Source organism: Actinomycetota bacterium (assembly GCA_036280995.1).
Classification (GTDB): Bacteria; Actinomycetota; CALGFH01; order CALGFH01; family CALGFH01; genus CALGFH01.
Map to the genome: position 1 here is coordinate 1 of DASUPQ010000399.1, position 19,554 is coordinate 19,554.

The window sequence follows — 19,554 nt, forward strand, 5'->3', positions numbered from 1 at the left end:
TAGCTGGGGATGAGGATCGCGCGGGTGCCGGGCAGCCGGCCGTTGTCGAGGTCGTCGATGGCGTCGTTGGCCGCCTCCAGGGGGTAGGGCTTGGTGTGCAGGGTGACCTTGCCCTGGGCGGCCAGGGCCATCAGCTCGGCAAGGTCGTTGTAGGTGCCGACGATGTTGCCGATGACGTTGCGCTCGGTGGAGATGATCTCGATGGTCGGCACCTCGACGATCCCGCCGTAGCCGATCACGAAGTGCGACCCGGCCCGCCTGGTCATCTGCCAGGCGTCCTTCTCGGCGCCTTCCTCGCCGACGAAGTCCAGCACCACCTCGGCCCCGTTGCCGCCGGTCAGCTCCTTGACCTTGTCGACGTGGCTGCCGTCGGCGACCACGCCGTGGTCGGCTCCGATGGTCTTGGCGAACTCGAGCGCCTCGGGGCTGCGGTCGACCACGATGATGGTGGTGGCGCAGAGGGCGGCCAGCACCTGGATGGCGATGTGGCCGAGGCCACCGGCCCCGATGACCACGCAGGCGGTGCCCGGGTAGAGCAGGGGCACGGCCTTGCGGACGGCGTGGTAGGCGGTCAGGCCGGCGTCGGCCAGGGCGGCCACGTCGGCCGGCTGGAGCTTGGGGTCGATCTTGACCACGGCCCGGGCCCCGGTCCGGAGGTAGGTGGCCATGCCCCCGTGGGTGTTGAGCCCGGGGAAGAAGCTGTTGACGCAGTGCATGTCGTCCCCGGCCCGGCAGTAGCGGCAGAAGCCGCAGGTCGCCTGGGGGTGGAGGATGACCGTGTCGCCGGGGGCGACGTGGCTGACGGCCGAACCGACCTCGTGGACCCAGCCGGCGTTCTCGTGGCCGAGGGTGTAGGGCAGCGGCGCGTCGGCGTCCAGCTCGTGCCACTGGCCCAGGTAGAGGTGGATGTCGGTCCGGCAGAGGCCGGCCCCACCGATCTTGACGATCACGTCGAGGGGATCCTCGACCTTCGGCTCCTCGATCTCGTCCACTGTGGGCCGCTCGTTATAGCGGTGGAGCCGCAGTGCCTGCATCGATGCATCACCTCGTCCTCGGCCGAGGGGGGCTGCCATGACCTCTCGATCGTTGGGTAGATCGCAGAAACGAACAAGTAGCCAAAATCCCACGATAGTTGGGAAATCGGTGGGCTTTGCGCGACGACGCGGCAGGAGACAATCGAGTCGTTGAACCTTCGCGCGGTTCGTCCCGATCCCCGGCGCCGCCGCCCCCCGGCGGCGGCGGTTCCCTGACCATGGGCCGGATCCTGGCCCACGGCCTGGGCGGGCGCTCGGACCTGCCGGTGCCGATGTGGCTGGCCCAGTACGGGGCCGCGGTGGCGCTGGTCTTCTCCTTCGCCGCCCTGCGCACCTTCTGGCGCACCCCGCGGCTGGAGCACGCCGGCGCCGGCGACGGCCGGCCCCTCCCGGCCCCGGTGCAGCGGCTGGCCGACGCGCCGGCCACCCGGGCCGGCCTGCGGGCGCTGGGCCTGGCCCTGGCCGGCATCACCCTGGCCGCGGCCGCCTTCGGGCCCGACGACCCGGTGGCCAACCCGGCCCCGACCTGGCTGTACATCTGGTTCTGGGTCGGGTTGGTGCCGGCGTCGCTGCTGTTCGGGCCGATCTGGCGGCTGATGAACCCGCTGCGCACCCTGTCGGCCGGGCTGGAGCGGCTGCGCGGCCGGCCCGGCGCGGTGTCGCGCGAGCTGCCGGCCGGGCTCGGCTACTGGCCGGCGGCCGCCTCCCTGGCCGTGTTCGCCTGGCTGGAGCTGGTCTACGCCGAGGCCAGCCTGCCCTCGACCGTCCTCGCCTTCCTGCTCGGCTACGGGCTGGTCCACCTGGGGGCGTCGATGGTCTACGGGCAGGCCTGGTTCGCCCGTGGCGACGGGTTCGAGGTGTACTCGACCCTGCTCGCCTCCCTGTGCCCGTTCGGCCGGCGCGCCGACGGCCGCCCGGTCGTCCGCAACCCCCTGGCCGGGCTGGCCGGCATCGACGTCGCCCCTGGGCTGGTGGCCGTGATCTGCGTGCTGCTGGGCGGGGCCGCCTTCGACGGGCTGGCCCGGACGCGCTGGTGGGCGTCGGTCACCGGCGACCGGGGCGAGCACGTCGACCTGCTCCTGGGCACGGCCGGGCTGGCCGCCGCCATCGGCTTCGTGGCCGTCACCTACCTGGCCGCCACCCGGGCCAGCCAGCGCTACCGCCCGGTCCGGATCGCCGACCCGGCCGAGGACCGGCTGGACCGGCGCTTCGTGCACACCCTGCTCCCGATCGCCGTCGGCTACACCCTGGCCCACTACTTCTCCCTGCTGGTGCTGCAGGGCCAGAACGGCTACATCCGGGCCTCGGACCCCTTCGGGCGGGGCTGGGACCTGTTCGGCACGGCCAGCTGGGTCCAGAATCCCCTTGCCGTGTCCACCGCCACCATCGCCCTGGTCCAGGTCACCTCCATCGTCGCCGGCCACATGGTCGGGGTGGTGGCCGCCCACGACCGGGCCATGGCCACCTTCCGCGGCCGCGACCGGCTGCGGGGCCAGTACCTCCTGTTCGCCACCATGGTCTGCTACACCGTCGGGGGCATCGCCCTGCTGGTGGGGACATGAGGGGCACGGCGCCGGTCAACGGCGTGCGGCTCCACTACGTGGTCGAGGGCGACGGCCCGCTGGTCGTGCTGCTGCACGGCTGGCCCCAGACCTGGTACTGCTGGCGCGAGGTGATCGCCCCCCTGGCCGCCGCCCACACCGTGCTCGCCCCCGACCTGCGCGGCTACGGGCAGAGCGACAAGCCCCCGGCCGGCTACGACAAGCGGACCATGGCCACCGATGTCCGGGCCCTGGCCGCCCACCTGGGCCACTCGCGGATCGCCCTGCTGGCCGGCCACGACCGCGGGGCCAGGGTCGCCCACCGCTACGCCCTCGACCACCCGGACGAGGTCGAGCGGCTGGCCGTGCTCGACGTCGTCCCCACCCGCGAGATGTTCAGCCGGCCCGACGCCACCATCGCCCGCGGCTACTGGCACTGGCTGTTCCACCTCCAGCCCGACCTCCCCGAGCTCCTGGTCGGGCCGAACATCGAGGCCTACCTGCGCTGGTTCTTCGAGCGCTGGACGACCAACCGCCCGGCCGTCGAGGCGGCCGTGCCCGAGTACGTGCGCGCCTTTGAGGCCCCGGGCGCGCTGCGGGCCGGCTTCGACGACTACCGGGCCACCTTCCCCGACGACCTGGACGCCGACGAGGCCAGCGCCGCCGCCGGCCAGCGCCTGTCCATGCCCGTGCTGGCCCTGTGGGGCGACGCCGGCCTGCCCAGCCGCCTCCCCGTGCTCGACATCTGGCGCCGCTACGCCGACGACGTCCGCGGCCAGGCCGTCGCCGGCTGCGGCCACTTCCTCCCCGAGGAGCAGCCGGACGAGGTCGCCGCCCAGCTGCTCGCCTTCCTCGGCGGCTGACCTCCCTATCCTGGGAGGCCATGACGCCACTGCAGCGGCTGCGGCGGGCCGCGATCGACCTCCGGCCGCTGCGGCACACCGACTTCCGTCGGCTGTGGGTGGGGAACTCGCTCGGGTTCGTGGGGTTCCAGCTGACCGCGGTGGCCGTGCCGGTGCAGGTGTACGAGCTGACCGGGTCCTCGTTCTGGGTGGGGATGCTGGGGCTGGTGGGGCTGGTCCCGCTGGTGCTGTTCGGGCTCTGGGGCGGGGCGGTGGCCGACGCCGTCGACCGCCGGGTGCTGCTGCTGGGGTCGTCGCTGCTGCTGTGGGCCTGCACCGGCGGGCTGCTGGCGGCGGAGCTGGCCGGCGTGGCCGGCCTGCCCCTGCTGCTGGGGCTGGTCGCCGTCCAGGCGGCCGGGTTCGCGGTCGCCTCCTCGACCCGGGGGGCGATCGTCCCCCGGGTGCTGCCGGAGCGGCTGGTGCCGGCGGCCAACACCCTGTCGTTCACGGCCTCCAACGTCGGCCTGGTCCTCGGCCCCCTGCTGGCCGGGCTGATCCTGGCCCGCTGGTCGTTCGCGGCCGCCTACGCCGCCGACCTGGCCGTGTTCACCGTCGCCCTGTACGCGGCGGCGCGGCTGCCGGCCCTCCCCCCGGCCGGGCCGGCCACCAGCCCGGGGCTGCGGTCGGTGGCCGAAGGGCTGGCCTTCATCGCCACCCGGCCGGTGCTGCTGCTGTCGTTCGCCGTCGACATCGCGGCCATGGTGCTGGCCATGCCCCGGGCCCTGTTCCCCGAGACCGCGGCCACCCTCGGCGGCCGCGGGGCCGTGGGCTGGCTGTACGCGGCCATCGCCATGGGGGCGGTGGCGGCCGGGCTGTCCTCGGGCTGGATCGGGCGGGTCGGCCGCCAGGGCGTCGCCCTGGTCGCGGCCGTGATCGCCTGGGGGCTGGCCGTGGCCGCGGCCGGGCTGGCCCCGGCCCTCTGGATGACCGTCGCCCTGCTGGCCGTGGCCGGCGCGGCCGACCTGGTCTCGGCCGTCTACCGGCAGACGATCCTCCAGACCTACGCTCCCGACGAGATGCGCGGGCGCATGCAGGGGGTGTTCATCGTGGTCGTGGCCGGCGGCCCCCGCCTCGGCGACCTGCGGGCGGGGGCCACCGCGGCCGCCTTCGGGGCCACCGTGTCCTGGGTCGGGGGCGGGCTCGTCTGCGCCGCCCTGGTCGCCCTGGCCCTGCTCGTGCCCGCCCTGCGGAACTACGACGCCCACGCCCCCCGGGTGGAGAATAGGGTCTGATGACCGCTCCCCGCCTGCGCGACACCGACCTGGACGCGCTCGACCGGCGCCTCGCCCCGGCCGACGCCGAGCTCGCCGCCCGCTACCCGGGGGACTCCGGGGCCCGGCAGCCGGTCCACACCGTCTACGTCCCGGCCGACCAGATGACCCCCGGCCTGCCCGCCGGCTGGGGGGCGCAGGCCCTGGCCGCCCTGGAGGAGCACGCCGCCGCCGCCCCCGCCCTGGCCGCGGCCACCGGGCTCGACCCGGCCCTGGTCGGGCGGGTGCACGGTGGCGTGCTGGCCAAGCTGGAGCGGGAGCCGATCGAGGACCTGCGCCTCGACTTCGAGGACGGCTACGGGCCGCGGCCGCCGGCCGAGGAGGACGGCCACGCCCTCGGCGCCGCCCGGGCGCTGGCCGGCGCGCTCGCCGGGGCCGCGCCCCCGCCGTACGTGGGCCTGCGGGTCAAGTGCCTGGAGGCGGCGACCCGGCGCCGGGGGCTGCGGACCCTCGACCTGTTCCTGGGGGCGCTGCTGGCCGAGACCGGGCTCCCGGACGGGTTCGTGGTCACCCTGCCCAAGGTGACCGACGTGCGCCAGGTGGAGGCCATGGCCCTGGTCTGCGGGCTGCTGGAGGAGGCGCACGGGCTGGGCGACGGGCGGCTGCGGTTCGAGATCCAGGTCGAGACCCCGCAGTCGATCCTGGCCGCCGACGGCACGGCCACCGTGGCCCGGCTCGTCCACGCCGCCGGCGGCCGCTGCTCGGGCCTCCACTACGGCACCTACGACTACAGCGCCGCCTGCGGGATCGCCGCCGCCTACCAGAGCATGGACCACCCGGCGGCCGACCACGCCAAGGCGGTCATGCAGGTGGCGGCCGCCGGCACCGGGGTGCGCCTGTCCGACGGGTCCACCAACGTGCTCCCGGTGGGCGACCGGGCGGCCGTCCACGCCGCCTGGCGGCTGCACGCCCGGCTGGTCCGCCGCTCGCTGGAGCGCGGCTACTGGCAGGGCTGGGACATGCACCCGGCGCAGCTGCCCACCCGCTACCTGGCCACCTACGCCTTCTTCCGTGAGGGCCTGCCCGCGTCGGCGGCCCGGCTGCGGGCCTATGCCGAGCGGACCGGCGGCGGGGTCCTGGACGAGCCGGCCACCGCCCAGGCTTTGGCCTCCTTCGTGGCCCGCGGCCTCGACTGCGGCGCCCTGACCGAGGCCGAGGTGCGGGAGCTGACCGGCCTGGACCGGGCCGCGGTGGACGGCTACGCCAGGCGTTCCGGGTCCCGCTGAGGCCTTGACGGCTGCGGATACTCGTAGTGGAATAGTTATCTCGCATGATGGAAATCGGGTGAAAGGCTGGTGCACGACATGGCCAGGACAGACGAGCGCGACCAACAGGCATCCGGCCGTGGCGCCGTCCACCCGGTGGACGAGGTCCTCCCGGTTCCGAGACTGGCCGTCTACGGGTTCCAGCACGTGCTGGCCTTCTACGCCGGCGCCGTCATCGTGCCCATCCTGCTCGCCAGCGCCATCGACCTCACCCCCGAGCAGCTCGCCTACCTGATCAACGCCGACCTGTTCACCTGCGGCATCGCCTCGATCATCCAGTCGGTCGGCTTCTGGAAGATCGGCGTGCGGCTGCCCCTGCTCCAGGGGGTCACCTTCGCCGCCGTCTCCCCGATGATCGCCATCGGCCTGGCCGAGGGCGGCGGCGTGCCCGGCCTCAAGGCCATCTACGGCTCGGTGATCGTCGCCGGGATCTTCGCCTTCCTGGTCGCGCCCTTCTTCGCCAGGCTGATCCGGCTGTTCCCGCCGATCGTCACCGGCACCGTCATCACCATCATCGGCATCGTGCTGCTGTCGGTGGCCGCCCTGGACGCCGGCGGCGGCGGGGCCAGCCAGTTCACCGACCCGCCAACCTTCGGGGCGCTCCGGAACCTGGCCCTGGCCGGCTTCACCCTGCTGATCATCCTGGTCATCTACCGGATGTTCACCGGCTTCGTGGCCACCGTCGCCGTGCTCATCGGCCTGGTCGTCGGCACCCTGGTCGGCTGGCTGTTCGACTTCACCGACTTCAGCCGGGTCGCCGGGGCCGACGTGCTCGGGGTCACCACCCCCTTCTACTTCGGCGCCCCCACCTTCAACGCGGCCGCGATCATCTCGATGGTGATCGTGATGCTGATCACCATGGTCGAGACCACCGGCGACGTGTTCGCCGCCGGCGAGATCGTCGAGAAGCCGGTCGACAAGGAGGACGTGGCCCGGGCCCTCCGGGCCGACGGGCTGGCCACCACCCTCGGCGGCATCCTCAACTCCTTCCCCTACACCTGCTTCGCCGAGAACGTCGGGCTGGTCCGGCTGACCAAGATCAAGAGCCGCTGGGTGGTGGCCACCGCCGGGCTGTTCATGATCCTCATCGGGCTGGTCCCCAAGGTCGGGGCCATCGTCGCCGCCATCCCGCCGCCGGTGCTCGGCGGGGCCGGGTTCGCCCTGTTCGGCACCGTGGCCGTGATCGGCATCCAGACCCTGCGCCGGGTCGACTTCCACGACGAGCGCAACGTCATCATCCTGGCCGTCAGCCTCGGCTTCGCCATGACGCCGACGGTCTACCCGACGATCACCAGCTTCTTCCCCGAGGCGGTGCGGACGATCATCTCCAGCGGCATCACCCTCGGCAGCATCAGCGCGATCCTGCTCAACCTGGTCTTCAACGTCTGGGGGGGCAGGAGCAACCTGGTCACCCGGGTGCTGCCGGTCCCCCGCCACGAGGACGTCCTCAGCATCGACCAGGTCAACCAGATGGACCGGGAGCAGTTCGTGGCCACCTTCGGGCCCCTGTTCCAGGGCGCCGCCTGGATCTCCGAGCAGGCCTTCGACGCCCACCCCTTCGAGAACGTCTACGACCTGCGCCGGGCCTTCCACGACGCCCTGTTCGACGCCCCGCCCGAGCGCCAGCTGGAGCTGATCCGCCAGTACCCGGACCTGGCCGGCGCGGCCACCCGCGAGGGCCGGCTGCCCACCCAGTCGGTGGTCGACCAGGCGATCGCCGGCCTGGACCGGCTCAGCAGCGACGAGTACACCTCCTTCGACGAGCTCAACCGCGCCTACCGGGAGAAGTTCGGCTTCCCGCTGGTGGTGGCCGTGCGCGAGAACACCAAGGAGACCATCCTCAAGTCGGGCAACGCCCGGCTGCAGAACTCCCCCGCCGCCGAGCAGGCGGCCGCCCTGGTCGAGATCGCCAAGATCGCCAACCTGCGCCTGCTCGACATCGTCGAGGAGCCGGTCGACCAGCCGGTGGCCTGATTGGGCCGCCTGGTCCTGCGGGGAGCGCGCTGGCCGGGGGACGTGGCCGTCGAGGGCGGCCGGATCGCCGCCGTGGGGTCGGTGCCGGACCAGCCCGGCGACGAGGTCGTACGGGTCGACGGCGACATCGTCACCGCCGGGCTGGTCAACACCCACCACCACTTCTACCAGTGGATGACCCGCGGCTGGGCGTTCGACCGCACCCTGTTCGGCTGGCTGACCACCCTGTACCCGGTGTGGGCCAAGCTGACCCCCGAGGACGTGGAGACGGCCTCGGCCGTGGCCATGGGCGAGCTCGCCCTGACCGGCTGCACCACCGCCGCCGACCACCACTACCTGGTCCCGGGCGGCGACGACTCGGTGTTCGACGCCATCGCCTCGGCGGCCAGGACCATCGGGATCCGGGTCCACATCGCCCGCGGCTCCATGGACCTCGGCCAGAGCAAGGGCGGCCTGCCGCCGGACTCGGTGGTCGAGGACCTGGACGCCATCCTGGCCTCGACCCAGGCGGTGCACGAGCGGCTCCACGACGGCGACCGGGTCGTGGTCACCGTCGCCCCCTGCAGCCCCTTCAGCGTCACCCCGGAGCTGATGACCGAGTCGGCGGCCCTGGCCAGGCGCCTGGGGCTGCGGTTGCACACCCACCTGGCCGAGACCCTGGACGAGGAGCGGAGCTGCCTGGAGCGGTTCGGCCGGCGGCCGCTGGCCGTGCTGGACGACATCGGCTGGATCGCCCCCGACGTCTGGGTGGCCCACGGGATCCACTTCGACGACGCCGAGGTGGCGCGGCTGGGCGAGACCGGCACCGGCATCGCCCACTGCCCCTCCAGCAACTGCCGGCTCGGCTCGGGCATCGCCCGGGTGGTCGACCTGACCGCGGCCGGGGCCCCGGTCGGCCTGGGCGTGGACGGCGTGGCCAGCAACGAGATCGGCGGCCTCCTCCCCGAGCTGCGCATGGCCCTGTTCCTGGCCCGCCAGCGCGACCTGAGCTCGACCACCTTCATGCCCGCCGACGCCCTGGCCCTGGCCACCGGGGGCGGGGCCCGCTGCCTGGGCCGCGACGACGTCGGCCGGCTCGAGCCCGGCTACAAGGCCGACCTGGTCGTGTGGCCGGGCGACGACCTGGGCGACGTGCTCGACCCCCTGGCCGGGCTGGTGCTGGGGCCGGAGCGGCACGCCCGGCACGTGCTGGTGGAGGGCGCCTACGTGGTCCGGGACGGTACCCTGCTCGGCACCGACATGGACGCGCTGCGCCGGGACCTGGCCCGCCGGGCCCGCCGGCTGTGGCCCGAGGACGCGAGGTGAGCGGGCTGACCCTTGACCGGTTCAACGAGCTGCCCGAGGACAAGGCCGTGGCCGAGCTGCTGGCCGTCTGCCACTCCCGCCGCTGGGCCGAGGCGGTGGCCGCCGGCCGCCCGTACGCGGACGTGGCCGCCCTCCAGCAGGCCGCCGACGAGATCTGGACGGGGCTGGGCCCCGAGGACTGGCTGGAGGCGTTCGAGGCCCACCCGCGCATCGGCGAGCGCGGCGGGGCCTCGGCCGACTGGTCCCGCCAGGAGCAGTCCGGCGTCGGCGGCGCCGGCGGGGACGTGGGCGAGCGGCTCGCCAGGGGCAACGCCGACTACGAGGCCCGCTTCGGGCACGTGTTCCTGATCTCGGCCGCCGGCCGCTCCGCCGACGAGATCCTGGCCGCGCTCACCGAGCGGCTCGGCAACGACCCCGAGACCGAGCTGCGGGTGGCCGCCGGCGAGCACCGGCGCATCACCCGGCTGCGGATCGAGCGGCTGCTGGCGCCGTGACCGCCGGCGGGTTCGAGCTCGTCTTCCGGGCGCCGCGGGTGGTCACCGCAGCCGGGGAGGTGGCCCGGTGCGTGGCCGTCCGCGACGGGCGGGTGGCGGCCATCGAGCCGCTGGAGGCCGGCCTGGCCGGCCAGCGGACCGTCACCCTGGCCGACGACGAGGTCCTGCTGCCCGGGCTGGTCGACACCCACGTGCACGTCAACGAGCCCGGCCGGACCGAGTGGGAGGGTTTCGCCAGCGCCACCCGGGCCGCCGCCGCCGGCGGGATCACCACGCTGGTCGACATGCCCCTCAACTCGGTCCCGCCCACCGTCGACGTGGCCGCCCTCAAGGTCAAGCGCGAGGCGGCCCGCGACCAGGTCCACGTCGACGTCGGCTTCTGGGGCGGGGCCGTCCCCGGCAACGTCGGCGAGCTGCGCGCCCTCCACGACGCCGGGGTGTTCGGCTTCAAGTGCTTCCTGCTCCACTCCGGCGTCGACGAGTTCCCCCACCTGAGCGCGGACGAGCTGGAGGAGCACCTGGGGGTGCTGGCCGGCTTCCCGGCGCTGCTGCTGGTCCACGCCGAGGACTCCCAGGCGGTGGCCCGGGCGCCGTCGGCCGCCGGCGACCGCTACGCCGACTTCCTGGCCTCGCGGCCCCGCGGGTCCGAGAACGTGGCCGTGGCCCACGTCATCGAGGCCGCCCGCTTCACCGGCGGCCGGGTGCACGTGCTCCACCTGTCGTCCTCGGACGCGCTCCCCATGCTGGCCAGCGCCCGCCGCGACGGCGTGCAGGTCACCGTCGAGACCTGCCCCCACTACCTGACCTTCGACGCCGAGACGATCGCCGACGGCGCCACCCAGTTCAAGTGCTGCCCGCCGATCCGCGAGGCCGCCAACCGCGAGCTGCTCTGGCACGGCCTTGGCGACGGCGTCATCGACCTGGTCGTCTCCGACCACTCGCCCTGCGTGCCCGAGCTCAAGCGGCTCGACATCGGCGACTTCGGGGTCGCCTGGGGCGGCATCGCCTCGGTCGAGCTGAGCCTGCCGGCGGTCTGGACGGCGGCCCGGGCCCGCGGCCACCGGCTGGTCGACGTGGTCCGCTGGATGGCCGAGCGCCCGGCCGACGTCGCCGGCCTGCGCCGCAAGGGCCGCATCGCCCTCGGCGGCGACGCCGACTTCTGCGTGTTCGCCCCCGACGCCGCCTTCGTGGTCGACCCGGCCCGGCTCCGCATGCGCCACCCGCTCACCCCCTACGCCGGCCGCCCCCTGGCCGGCCAGGTCCGCGCCACCTGGCTCCGCGGCCACGAGGTCACCGGCGACACCCCCCGGGGCAACCTTCTCAGCCGGGGCTCGGTCTAGCTGGCTGCGACGTCATCCCTTGACCCGCTGGCCGTCGACCCACACGCCCCGGACGTCGTCGACTGTCGCCAGGGCGAACGCCTTGGCGAGCGCGTCCTCGGGCCCGTCGGCATGCCGCAGGCCGATGTCGAGCGGCGAGCCGGGACGCGGGGCCAGCCATACGGCATCGAAGCGCCTCCCCACGTCGAGGTCGCCGATCTGGTCGCGCAAGCCGAGCCCGGCGGCGCCGGCCGACGTGGCCAGATGGAGAAGGTGCGCCGACGTCAGAGGCACCCCCTCCGGGCCACGCAGCTGCTGCAGGAAGTAGGCCTGGAGGCCTTCCTTGAACAGGCAGAACCCGGTACCGGCGCCGACGTCGCAGCCGAGCGCCACCGGGACACCGAAGGACAGGTGACGATCGAGCGGGAACAGTCCACTCCCGAGCGCGGCATTGCTCGTCGGACAGTGCGCCACGGTCGCGCCCCTGGCGGCCAGGAGCTTCAGCTCGGCGTCGCTGGGGTGCACGTTGTGGGCGAAGACGCTGTGGGGGCCGACCAGACCGTGGCGGTCGTAGCTGTCGAGGTAGCCACATCCGAACAGCTCCTGCACCTTGGCGATCTCCGCCCGGTTCTCGTTGATGTGCGTGGTGAACCAGGAGCCGGCGGTGTCGTTGCCCAAGGCCGCGCACGCCGCGAGCAGCTCGTCGGTGCAGGACAACGAGAACCGCGGCGTGACCGCGTATCGGTTGCGGCCATGCCGGTGCCATCGCCGCGCCAGCTCGCGCCCCTCGTCGTAGGCGCGCTGCGCGGTCGTGTGCAGCTCCGGTCGCAGCAGGCGGTCACCGACGACCAGGCCGCAGGTGACCCGGAGGCCGCGCTCCGTGGCCTTCTCGAACAGCACGTCGACCGCGGGCGCGAAATGCGAGCCGAAGACCAGCGCGGTCGTCGTGCCCGAGTCGACCAGCGACGCGACGAACTCGCCCGCGACCTCCCGGGCGTACCCGACGTCGGCCAGCTTCGCCTCCTCCGGGAGGGCGCAGCGATCGAGCCATTCCAGCAACGGCATGCCCAGCGCACCGATGGCCCGCATCTGCGGATAGTGCACGTGCGTGTCGACAAGGCCTGGCAGCAGGAGGCCGGCGCCAAGGTCGACGACGGTCTCGTCGCGGTGCTCGCGTCGAACGTCCGCGTAGGGTCCGCGTTCGACGATCATGCCGTCGACGACGAGCAGTCCCGCGTCGGCGTCGGCCCGCAACGCCCCGCCGCGGAATGGGTCGTCGGGGGTGTCCAGCACCTGGGCGCGAAACAGCGTCATGCGATCAGCCCCGCGCGGCGGACCGCTCCCGCTCGAACGCCAGCAGCAGGTCGGCCGCGACGCTGACGGCGATCGTCGCCGGCTCCTTGCCGGTGATCTCGGCCAGCCCGATGGGCGTGCGGATCCGGGCGATCGACGACGGGTCGTGACCGCCGGAGGCCAGCATCCGCTGGAACCGGGCCCACTTCCCGGCCGAGCCGATCAGCCCGATCGAGCCGAGCGTGCCGCCGCGGAGGACGGCGTCGCACAGCGCCGCGTCCTCGGCGTGGTCGTGGGTCATGATCAGCACGTGGGTGCCCGGCGGCAGCTCACCCAGGATGATCTCCGGGAGCAGCGGGACGCGGTGGACGTGGACGTTCGCCACCGCGTCCGACAGCGGCGCCAACCGTTCGTCGGTCAGCTGCTCGGGGCGGCTGTCGACCAGATGCAATTCGAGGTCGTGCCGGGCGAGGATGCGCGCCAGCTCGAACCCGACGTGCCCCACGCCGAAGATCGCCACGGCGGGCACGACCGGCAGCGGCTCGAGCAGCACGGTGACCGTTCCTCCACAGCACTGCACGCCGTGCTCGTACGGCGCCTTGTCCGACAGTGCCGTCTCGAACAGCGCAGGTTTCGCGTCGGGGTCGGCGAGCAGCTCCCGCGCCCGGTCGATCGCCACCGCTTCGACGTTGCCTCCGCCGATCGTTCCCCATGTCTCCTGGGCGCCGACCACGAGCTTGGCGCCGGCGTCGCGCGGGGCGTGCCCGCGGACGGACGCGACCGTCACGAGCACGCCCGGCTCGCGCCGCGCCCGCAAGCGGGCGACCGCGTTGAACCAGATCATCTCAGGCATGGGTGACGGCGTGCTGTGCGCGTTCCGACTCGGGGTGGCTTCCGTGGGGATGGACCGGCTGGGGTGGGACGACGTTGGCGTCGGCGACGTGGCCGTGCGAGGTGTGCTCTCGCGCCTGTTCGACGGCCCAGTAGACGGCCTCCGGTGTCGAGGGGCAACCGAGATCGACGCTCGTGCCCGCCGGCCCGAACGCGGCCGCAGCCTGCCGCAGCGCCTCCCGCACGGAGAAGGCCAGCATCAGCGGCGGTTCCCCGACGGCCTTGGACCCGTAGACCGCGCCTTCCTCGGTCGCGTTCTCGAACAGCGTCACGTTGAAGACCTCGGGCATCTCCGAGAAGCTCGGCAGCTTGTAGGTGCTCGCCGCCTGGGTCAGGAACTGGCCGCGCCGGGGACCGTCGCTGATGTCCCAGCGCAGATCCTCGAGGGTGAGCCAGCCGGCTCCCTGGACGAACGCGCCCTCGATCTGGCCGAGGTCGACGAGCGGCGAGAGGCTGTCACCGACGTCGTGGACGATGTCGACGCGCCGTGTGCGGTAGGCACCGGTGAAGCCGTCGACCTCGACCTCGGTGGCGGCGACGCCGTAGGCGAAGTACTTGAACGGCGAACCCCGCATGACCGACGAGTCCCAGTGCAGCCCTTCGGTGCGGTAGTACCCCGCCGCCCACAGCTGGACCCGCTGGAAGTACGCCGTGCGGACGAGCTCCTCCCAGTCGACGTGCTCGTCGGAGGTCCCCAGGCCGCGCGCGACACCGTCCACGATCCGGATGTCGGACGCGTTCATGCCCAGCATCGCGCTGGCCACGCCCAGCAGCCGCTCCTTGATCTGCTCGCAGGCGTTCTTGACGGCGCCGCCGTTGAGGTCGGCGCCGGAGCTGGCCGCGGTCGCCGAGGTGTTCGGCACCTTGTCGGTGCGCGTAGGAGCCAGCCGGACGTGGCCCAGCGGGATGCCGAGCGTGGTCGCGGCGACCTGGATCATCTTGGTGTGCAGGCCCTGACCCATCTCGGTGCCACCGTGGTTGATCAGCACCGAACCGTCCTTGTAGACGTGCACGAGGGCACCGGCCTGGTTGAACGCCGTCAGGTTGAAGGAGATGCCGAACTTGACCGGCGTCACCGCCAGGGCGCGCTTCATGTTCGGGTGGGCGGCGTTGAACGCCTCGATCTCGCGCTGGCGGTTCGCCACGTCGGCGCCGTCGACGACCTGGTTCCAGATCGTGGAGATGCGCTCGGGGTGGCGGACCGGCTGGCCGTAGGGCGTGGTCTGGCCCGCCCGGTAGAAGTTGCGCTCGCGCAGGTCCATGGGATCGAGACCGAGCAGCGGCGCACAGCGGCCGAAGATGTCCTCGATCACCAGCATGCCCTGGGGGCCGCCGAAGCCACGGAACGCGGTGTTCGACGTCTTGTGCGTCTTGGCGATGCGGCCGTTCACCCGGATGTTGGGGATCCAGTACGCGTTGTCGATGTGGCACAGCGCGCGGGCGAGCACCGGCTCCGAGAGGTCGAGGCTCCAGCCGCCGTCGGCGGTCAAGGTCGCGTCCAGGGCGACGATGCGCCCGTCCTCGTCGAAGCCGACCCGCCAGTCGGCATGGAACCCATGCCGCTTGCCCGACATGGTCAGGTCCTGGGTGCGGTTCAGCCGCAGCCGGACCGGGCGCCCGGTGAGCGTCGCACCCAGCGCGGCGATCGCCGCGAACCCGTGCGGCTGCATCTCCTTGCCGCCGAAGCCGCCGCCCATGCGCAGGCACTGCACCGTGACCTCGTGGTTGTGCCTGCCCAGCACGTGGGCCACGATCTCCTGCGTCTCGGACGGGTGCTGCGTGCTGCTCTGGATGAAGACCTGCTCGCCCTCGTCCACGTAGGCCAGCGCGCAATGCGTCTCGAGGTAGAAGTGCTCCTGGCCGGAGAACTCGAGCTCGCCGCTGAAGACATGGGCGGCGGCGGCAAAGCCGGTCTCGATGTCGCCCCGCTTCACCTGCGGCGTCGCCCCTTGGAAGGACCCGGCCTCGATCGCGTCGGTCACCTTGATGTAGGAGGGGAGTGGCTCGACGTCGACCTCGACCGCCGCCGCGCCGAGCCGGGCGGCCTCGAGCGTCTCGCCCAGCACCCAGCACACGGCGTGGCCGTAGAACATGACCTCGTTGGGGAACAGGGGCTCGTCGTGCTTGACCCCGGCATCGTTGACCCCGGGAACGTCTGCCGCGGTGAGCACGCGGACGACGCCGGGCACGGCCAGCGCCGGGTCGGTGCGCAGCGCGGTGACCCGGCCGTGGGCCTGCGGAACCTGTACCGGCCAGGCGTGCAGCACGTCCTTGGTGCGTCCCACCAGATCGTCGGTGTAGAGCGCCTTGCCGGTGACGTGCAGGGCCGCGCTCTCGTGAGGGATCGCGACTCCGACGGACGGGCTGTCGGGCCGTTCTGACAAGGCACTCATGCCGACACCTCCTCCGGGCTCCCGGCGTACAGCTTGAGCAGGCCCTGACCGAGCATGGCGGCCCGGTAGGCCGCGCTGGCGCGGTGATCGTCGATCGGGGTGCCTTCGCCGCGCAGGACGTCCGCGGCCGCCTGCGCCGTGCCGAGCGTCCACGGCCGGCCCTCGAGCGCCGCCTCCGTGGCAAGCGCTCGGATCGGCATCGCCGCGACCCCGCCGAGGCCGATGCGGGCCCTGGTGACGACGCCGTCCTCGACATCCAGGGCGAACCCGATGGCCACGCTGGAGATGTCGTCGAAGCGCCGCTTGGCGATCTTGTGGAACGCGGCCAACCGGGCCAGCGGCAGCGGGATGCGCACCGCCTTGATCAGCTCGCCGGCGCGGCGCACGCTCTGCCGGTAGCCGGTGAAGTAGTCGGACAGGGCGACCTCCCGCTCGCCGTCGACACCCGCCAGCACCAGGCTCGCCTCGAGGGCGAGCAGCACCGGCGGCGAGTCGCCGATCGGCGAGCCGGTGCCCAGGTTGCCGCCGAGCGTCGCGCCGTTGCGGATCAGCCGCGAGGCGAACTGCGGGAACATCTGGGCCAGCAACGACACGCTGCCGCCGAGACGTTGCTCGATCTCGGTCAGCGTCAGCGCTGCGCCGATCTCGATCCGCTCGGCGTCGACGACCAGGCCGCGAAGCTCGGGGAGGCGGTCGATGGCGATGACCGACGCCGCCCTTGTGCCCCGGAGATTGACCTCGACACCCCAGTCGGTCGAACCGGCGAGGAGGGTGGCGCCCGGATCGGCGTGCAGCAGCCGCAGCGCGTCGGCAAGCGTCTCGGGGCGGGCGAACGAGCGGCCTTCGTAGCTCAGCTGGGTGGCGGCGGGCTCGGTGGGTGGCTCGCTCAGCCGGGCGACGAACGAGTCGTCAGGCGATGGGACACCGAGGGCATAGGCCGCGTCACGGATCGGGCGGTAGCCCGTGCACCGGCACAGGTTCCCGCTCAGCGCGTGAAGGTCGAACCCGTTGGGACCGTGCTCGTGGTCGGACTCGGCATCGCTGCCGTTGGCGGGGCGGCGACCCGGCCGGTAGTACTCGGCGGCCATGGAGCAGACGAAGCCCGGCGTGCAGTAGCCGCACTGCGATCCCCCGCGAACGGCCATCTCCTGCTGGACGGGGTGCAGCGCGCCCGGCTCGCCCAGCCCTTCGGCGGTGACGATCTCCTGGCCGTCGAGCGAGGCGATCGGCACCAGGCAGGCGTTGATGGCGACCCACTCCGTCGGCGTGGCCAGGCCGGGACGCGCGACCAGCACCGAGCAGGCCCCGCACTCCCCTTCGGCGCAGCCCTCCTTGCACCCGATGAGACCGCACCCGCGGAGGAAGTCCAGCGCCGTGGTGTGGAGCGGTACATCGGTGATCGACGTGCTCCGCCCGTTGATCGTGACCTTGCCGGCGACCATGTCACATGCTCCTGTCCGCCTGGAGAGGCCCGTGGGCCGTACCTGCGAGCAACGTCGGGTGGGAACGACTTTACCGCCGCCTCCTGCCGCTGTGAAGCGTTTTTCGGAAACTTTCTTCCGCATCGTAGAAACCCTCGGACCCGGTGGGTCGGGGTTAGGCGCTGCCGCCGGTGGCGATCTCGGTGGGGACCAGGACGCCGGCGGCGTTGGTCGGGCCCTCGTCGATCTCGCGCAGGCAGCGGCCGATCAGCTCGGCGGCGATGCGGTCGATCGGGATGCGCACGCTGGTCAGCATCGGCTCGGTCATCTTCTGGACGAAGCCGCCGTCGAAGCCGGTGACGGCCAGGTCCTGGCCGGGGCGCAGCCCGCGGGACTTGACCGCGTTCACCACCACCGCGGCCAGCACGTCGCTGCCGGTGACGATCGCGGTCGGGCGGCGCTTGCGGTCGACCAGCCGGAGCACCTGGGCGTGGATCTCGTCCAGGCTGCTCCCCAGGACGACGGAGCGCTCCGCGAACCGGATCCCGTGGTCGGCCAGGCCCTTGCGGAACCCCTCCAGGCGCTCGATGTCCCAGTAGTTGCGGGCGTCGTAGCCGACGTAGGCGAACGCCTCGTGGCCCCGGTCGACCAGGTAGTCGACGGCCGAGCTGACCGCGGCCACGCTGTCGATGTCGACCCAGCTCTGGGGCAGGCCAGGGGCGAGGCGACCGAACATGGCGAAGGGGACGCCGGCCCCCTGGAGGTAGCGGGCCCGGCTGTCGTCGACCCGCGACCCGGAGAGGACGAACCCGTCCACCCCGCGGATGGCCACCAGCTCGCGGAAGACCTCCAGCTCGTCGTCCCGCTCGGTGAAGACGAGCAGGTGGTGGCCACGGTCGGCGGCCCCGCGGACCAGCGCCTGGAGGAACCCGAGGACGAAGGCGTTCTCAGCCGCCAGCTCCTCGGCGCGCAGGTGGTAGCCGAGCTGCATGGTCCGCTGCGACCGGAGGCTGCGGGCGGCCCGGTGGGGCTGGTAGTCGAGCGCCTCGATGGCGCGCAGGACGCGGTTGCGGGTCTCCTCGGAGTAGCCGGTCCGGTTGTTGAGCACGTTCGAGACCGTCTGCCGCGACACCTGGGCCAGCTTGGCCACGTCGTTGATGTCGCTGCGGGGCTTGCCCTGCATGCCCTGCGTCGGAGCCTGATCGTCGGTCTGCTTCCCGGCCACGGTTGCCCTCCGACCTCGCGCGCGTACCGCCAGGTTACCCGAAGGCACCCGCGGGTACAGGGCGTTCGCGAAGCCGGACATACGGAACTCTTGACGCAGCTGAACGGCCGTGGAGCACCCTTCCTTGAGTGCTTGAACGTTCAAGTCAGCAGCACACATGCACATGCGTCGGACCACCCTCGTCCGCGAGCCCCAGGTCTTCGTGGAGGTCGGCGACCCCCAGCACCTGTACGGCGATCCGGCCAACATCTTCGTGGCCGGCTTCATCGGCTCGCCACCGATGAACATGGCCGTTGGCAAGGTCGTCACCGCCGACATCAAGCTGCTGGAAAAGGACGCCCACACCACGAGGCCCCCGCCCAAGAGGGGGCCAGGGGACCAGGTTCGTGGCCGCCTTCGCCCCCCCGCTCCCGGGTCAGGGTCGGCGACCAGGTCGAGGTCGTGGTCGACAGCGAACGGATGCACTTCTTCGACCTCGAGACCGGCGCCGCCATCCGGGGCCAGGTGCCCGGTGTTCTTCGCCCACCTCGACGGCGCCCTGGGCCCTCGTCCCTGGGTGGTGGAGCAGTTCCCCCGGCTTCCGGCCTGATTGCCTGCAACCCGGCGGGCCGGGACCGCGTGTAGCTGGTCGAGAATGGTGCGGCCGACGGCGACCTCGGGCGGGGGACGATGGCAGACGACGACCCGGACTTCCTGGAGTTCTTCGCCGGTGAGTTCTGGGCTCTGCGGCGGGTCGGGTTTCTGCTCACCGGCGACTGGGACCGGGCCGAGGAGCTGGCCCAGGAGGCGATGGCCCGCACCTGGGCGGCCTGGCCGCGGGTGCGCGGCTACGACCGGCCGGCCGCCTACGCCCGCAAGGTGCTGGTGAACCGGCACCGGTCGCTGCTGCGCCGGGCGGTAGTGGAGGCCCGGCACCTGCTGGCCAGCCGGGTCGAGGACCGCCACGAGCCCGACTTCGGCGGCGACGACCTGGTCCTGTGGCAGGCCCTCCGGCGCCTCCCGGCCCGCCAGCGGAGCACGATCGTGCTCCGCTACTACCTGGACCTGCCCGAGGCCGAGGTGGCCCGCCTGCTGGGCGTCCCGGTCGGCACGGTGAAGTCCTGGACCCACCGCGGCCTGGCCCGGCTGCGGGACCGCCTCGGGGCCACCTACGCCGCCGAGCGCCTCACCGGCAACATGGAGGCCGGGACATGACCATCGAGGACCGGATCCGTCGGGTGCTGGCC

General features: G+C 72.9%; 16 protein-coding genes. 10 read left to right on the forward strand and 6 right to left on the reverse strand.

Features of this window, described 5'->3' with window-relative positions; translation table 11 throughout:
* Nucleotides 1-1,034: NAD(P)-dependent alcohol dehydrogenase (locus VF468_13205; GenBank protein ID HEX5879252.1), on the reverse strand; the 1,034-nt coding region annotated here is incomplete at its 3' end.
* 218 nt (nucleotides 1,035-1,252) lie between these two features.
* Here VF468_13205 and VF468_13210 point away from each other — a divergent pair.
* From VF468_13210 to allB, 8 genes are all read left to right on the forward strand, one after another.
* Nucleotides 1,253-2,596 carry a hypothetical protein gene (locus tag VF468_13210; protein HEX5879253.1) on the forward strand — a complete coding sequence of 448 codons (1,344 nt, stop codon included), beginning with the start codon at nucleotides 1,253-1,255 and terminating at the stop codon, nucleotides 2,594-2,596.
* Nucleotides 2,593-3,438: an alpha/beta hydrolase gene (locus tag VF468_13215; GenBank protein HEX5879254.1), complete on the forward strand. Its 846-nt coding sequence runs from the start codon at nucleotides 2,593-2,595 to the stop codon at nucleotides 3,436-3,438. The genes VF468_13210 and VF468_13215 overlap by 4 nt, the downstream gene beginning before the upstream one ends.
* Nucleotides 3,439-3,458: 20 nt before the next feature.
* Nucleotides 3,459-4,709, forward strand: a complete 1,251-nt coding sequence (locus tag VF468_13220; GenBank protein ID HEX5879255.1) for an MFS transporter — start codon at nucleotides 3,459-3,461, stop codon at nucleotides 4,707-4,709.
* The gene (locus tag VF468_13225) at nucleotides 4,709-5,974 is read left to right on the forward strand and encodes an aldolase (GenBank protein ID HEX5879256.1); all 1,266 of its coding nucleotides are present in this window, start codon (nucleotides 4,709-4,711) and stop codon (nucleotides 5,972-5,974) included. The genes VF468_13220 and VF468_13225 overlap by 1 nt, the downstream gene beginning before the upstream one ends.
* Before the next feature lie 78 nt (nucleotides 5,975-6,052).
* A complete protein-coding gene (uraD, locus tag VF468_13230) occupies nucleotides 6,053-7,987 on the forward strand; it encodes a 2-oxo-4-hydroxy-4-carboxy-5-ureidoimidazoline decarboxylase (GenBank protein ID HEX5879257.1) in 1,935 nt (644 codons plus the stop codon).
* Complete coding sequence (locus tag VF468_13235) at nucleotides 7,988-9,292, forward strand: 8-oxoguanine deaminase (GenBank protein HEX5879258.1); 1,305 nt, start codon at nucleotides 7,988-7,990, stop codon at nucleotides 9,290-9,292.
* Nucleotides 9,289-9,786 (forward strand): 2-oxo-4-hydroxy-4-carboxy-5-ureidoimidazoline decarboxylase, encoded by a 498-nt coding sequence (uraD, locus tag VF468_13240; GenBank protein ID HEX5879259.1) that lies wholly within the window; start codon nucleotides 9,289-9,291, stop codon nucleotides 9,784-9,786. Before VF468_13235 ends, uraD (VF468_13240) begins: the two co-directional genes overlap by 4 nt.
* A complete protein-coding gene (gene allB / locus VF468_13245) occupies nucleotides 9,783-11,126 on the forward strand; it encodes an allantoinase AllB (GenBank protein ID HEX5879260.1) in 1,344 nt (447 codons plus the stop codon). The genes uraD (VF468_13240) and allB overlap by 4 nt, the downstream gene beginning before the upstream one ends.
* Nucleotides 11,127-11,138: 12 nt before the next feature.
* Here the strand turns inward: allB and VF468_13250 are convergent, their stop codons facing one another.
* The 5 genes from VF468_13250 to VF468_13270 all read right to left on the reverse strand — a co-directional run bounded on the left by VF468_13250 (nucleotide 11,139) and on the right by VF468_13270 (nucleotide 18,286).
* Nucleotides 11,139-12,419: a guanine deaminase gene (locus VF468_13250; GenBank protein ID HEX5879261.1), complete on the reverse strand. Its 1,281-nt coding sequence runs from the start codon at nucleotides 12,417-12,419 to the stop codon at nucleotides 11,139-11,141.
* Nucleotides 12,420-12,423: 4 nt separating this feature from the next.
* Nucleotides 12,424-13,251 carry a xanthine dehydrogenase accessory protein XdhC gene (xdhC, locus tag VF468_13255; GenBank protein HEX5879262.1) on the reverse strand — a complete coding sequence of 276 codons (828 nt, stop codon included), beginning with the start codon at nucleotides 13,249-13,251 and terminating at the stop codon, nucleotides 12,424-12,426.
* Complete coding sequence (gene xdhB, locus VF468_13260; GenBank protein HEX5879263.1) at nucleotides 13,244-15,682, reverse strand: xanthine dehydrogenase molybdopterin binding subunit; 2,439 nt, start codon at nucleotides 15,680-15,682, stop codon at nucleotides 13,244-13,246. The genes xdhC and xdhB overlap by 8 nt, the downstream gene beginning before the upstream one ends.
* Nucleotides 15,679-17,124 carry an FAD binding domain-containing protein gene (locus VF468_13265; GenBank protein ID HEX5879264.1) on the reverse strand — a complete coding sequence of 482 codons (1,446 nt, stop codon included), beginning with the start codon at nucleotides 17,122-17,124 and terminating at the stop codon, nucleotides 15,679-15,681. The genes xdhB and VF468_13265 overlap by 4 nt, the downstream gene beginning before the upstream one ends.
* A gap of 154 nt (nucleotides 17,125-17,278) precedes the next feature.
* A complete protein-coding gene (locus tag VF468_13270; GenBank protein HEX5879265.1) occupies nucleotides 17,279-18,286 on the reverse strand; it encodes a LacI family DNA-binding transcriptional regulator in 1,008 nt (335 codons plus the stop codon).
* A gap of 205 nt (nucleotides 18,287-18,491) precedes the next feature.
* Here VF468_13270 and VF468_13275 point away from each other — a divergent pair, with 205 nt between their 5' ends.
* Both VF468_13275 and VF468_13280 read left to right on the forward strand, forming a co-directional pair.
* The gene (locus tag VF468_13275; GenBank protein ID HEX5879266.1) at nucleotides 18,492-18,917 is read left to right on the forward strand and encodes a hypothetical protein; all 426 of its coding nucleotides are present in this window, start codon (nucleotides 18,492-18,494) and stop codon (nucleotides 18,915-18,917) included.
* 80 nt (nucleotides 18,918-18,997) lie between these two features.
* Nucleotides 18,998-19,522 (forward strand): SigE family RNA polymerase sigma factor, encoded by a 525-nt coding sequence (locus VF468_13280; GenBank protein ID HEX5879267.1) that lies wholly within the window; start codon nucleotides 18,998-19,000, stop codon nucleotides 19,520-19,522.
* Nucleotides 19,523-19,554 lie beyond the last annotated feature (32 nt).

Excerpts from the sequence above, each read along its gene's own strand:
- xdhC (HEX5879262.1), bottom strand. The coding sequence starts at position 13,251 with ATGCCTGAGATGATCTGGTTCAACGCGGTCGCCCGCTTGCGGGCGCGG.
- VF468_13220 (HEX5879255.1), top strand. The coding sequence starts at position 3,459 with ATGACGCCACTGCAGCGGCTGCGGCGGGCCGCGATCGACCTCCGGCCG.
- VF468_13215 (HEX5879254.1), top strand. The coding sequence starts at position 2,593 with ATGAGGGGCACGGCGCCGGTCAACGGCGTGCGGCTCCACTACGTGGTC.
- uraD (HEX5879257.1), top strand. The coding sequence starts at position 6,053 with ATGGCCAGGACAGACGAGCGCGACCAACAGGCATCCGGCCGTGGCGCC.
- VF468_13250 (HEX5879261.1), bottom strand. The coding sequence starts at position 12,419 with ATGACGCTGTTTCGCGCCCAGGTGCTGGACACCCCCGACGACCCATTC.
- VF468_13265 (HEX5879264.1), bottom strand. The coding sequence starts at position 17,124 with ATGGTCGCCGGCAAGGTCACGATCAACGGGCGGAGCACGTCGATCACC.
- VF468_13225 (HEX5879256.1), top strand. The coding sequence starts at position 4,709 with ATGACCGCTCCCCGCCTGCGCGACACCGACCTGGACGCGCTCGACCGG.
- VF468_13270 (HEX5879265.1), bottom strand. The coding sequence starts at position 18,286 with ATGCAGGGCAAGCCCCGCAGCGACATCAACGACGTGGCCAAGCTGGCC.
- VF468_13280 (HEX5879267.1), top strand. The coding sequence starts at position 18,998 with ATGGCAGACGACGACCCGGACTTCCTGGAGTTCTTCGCCGGTGAGTTC.
- VF468_13275 (HEX5879266.1), top strand. The coding sequence starts at position 18,492 with ATGCGTCGGACCACCCTCGTCCGCGAGCCCCAGGTCTTCGTGGAGGTC.
- VF468_13210 (HEX5879253.1), top strand. The coding sequence starts at position 1,253 with ATGGGCCGGATCCTGGCCCACGGCCTGGGCGGGCGCTCGGACCTGCCG.
- xdhB (HEX5879263.1), bottom strand. The coding sequence starts at position 15,682 with ATGAGTGCCTTGTCAGAACGGCCCGACAGCCCGTCCGTCGGAGTCGCG.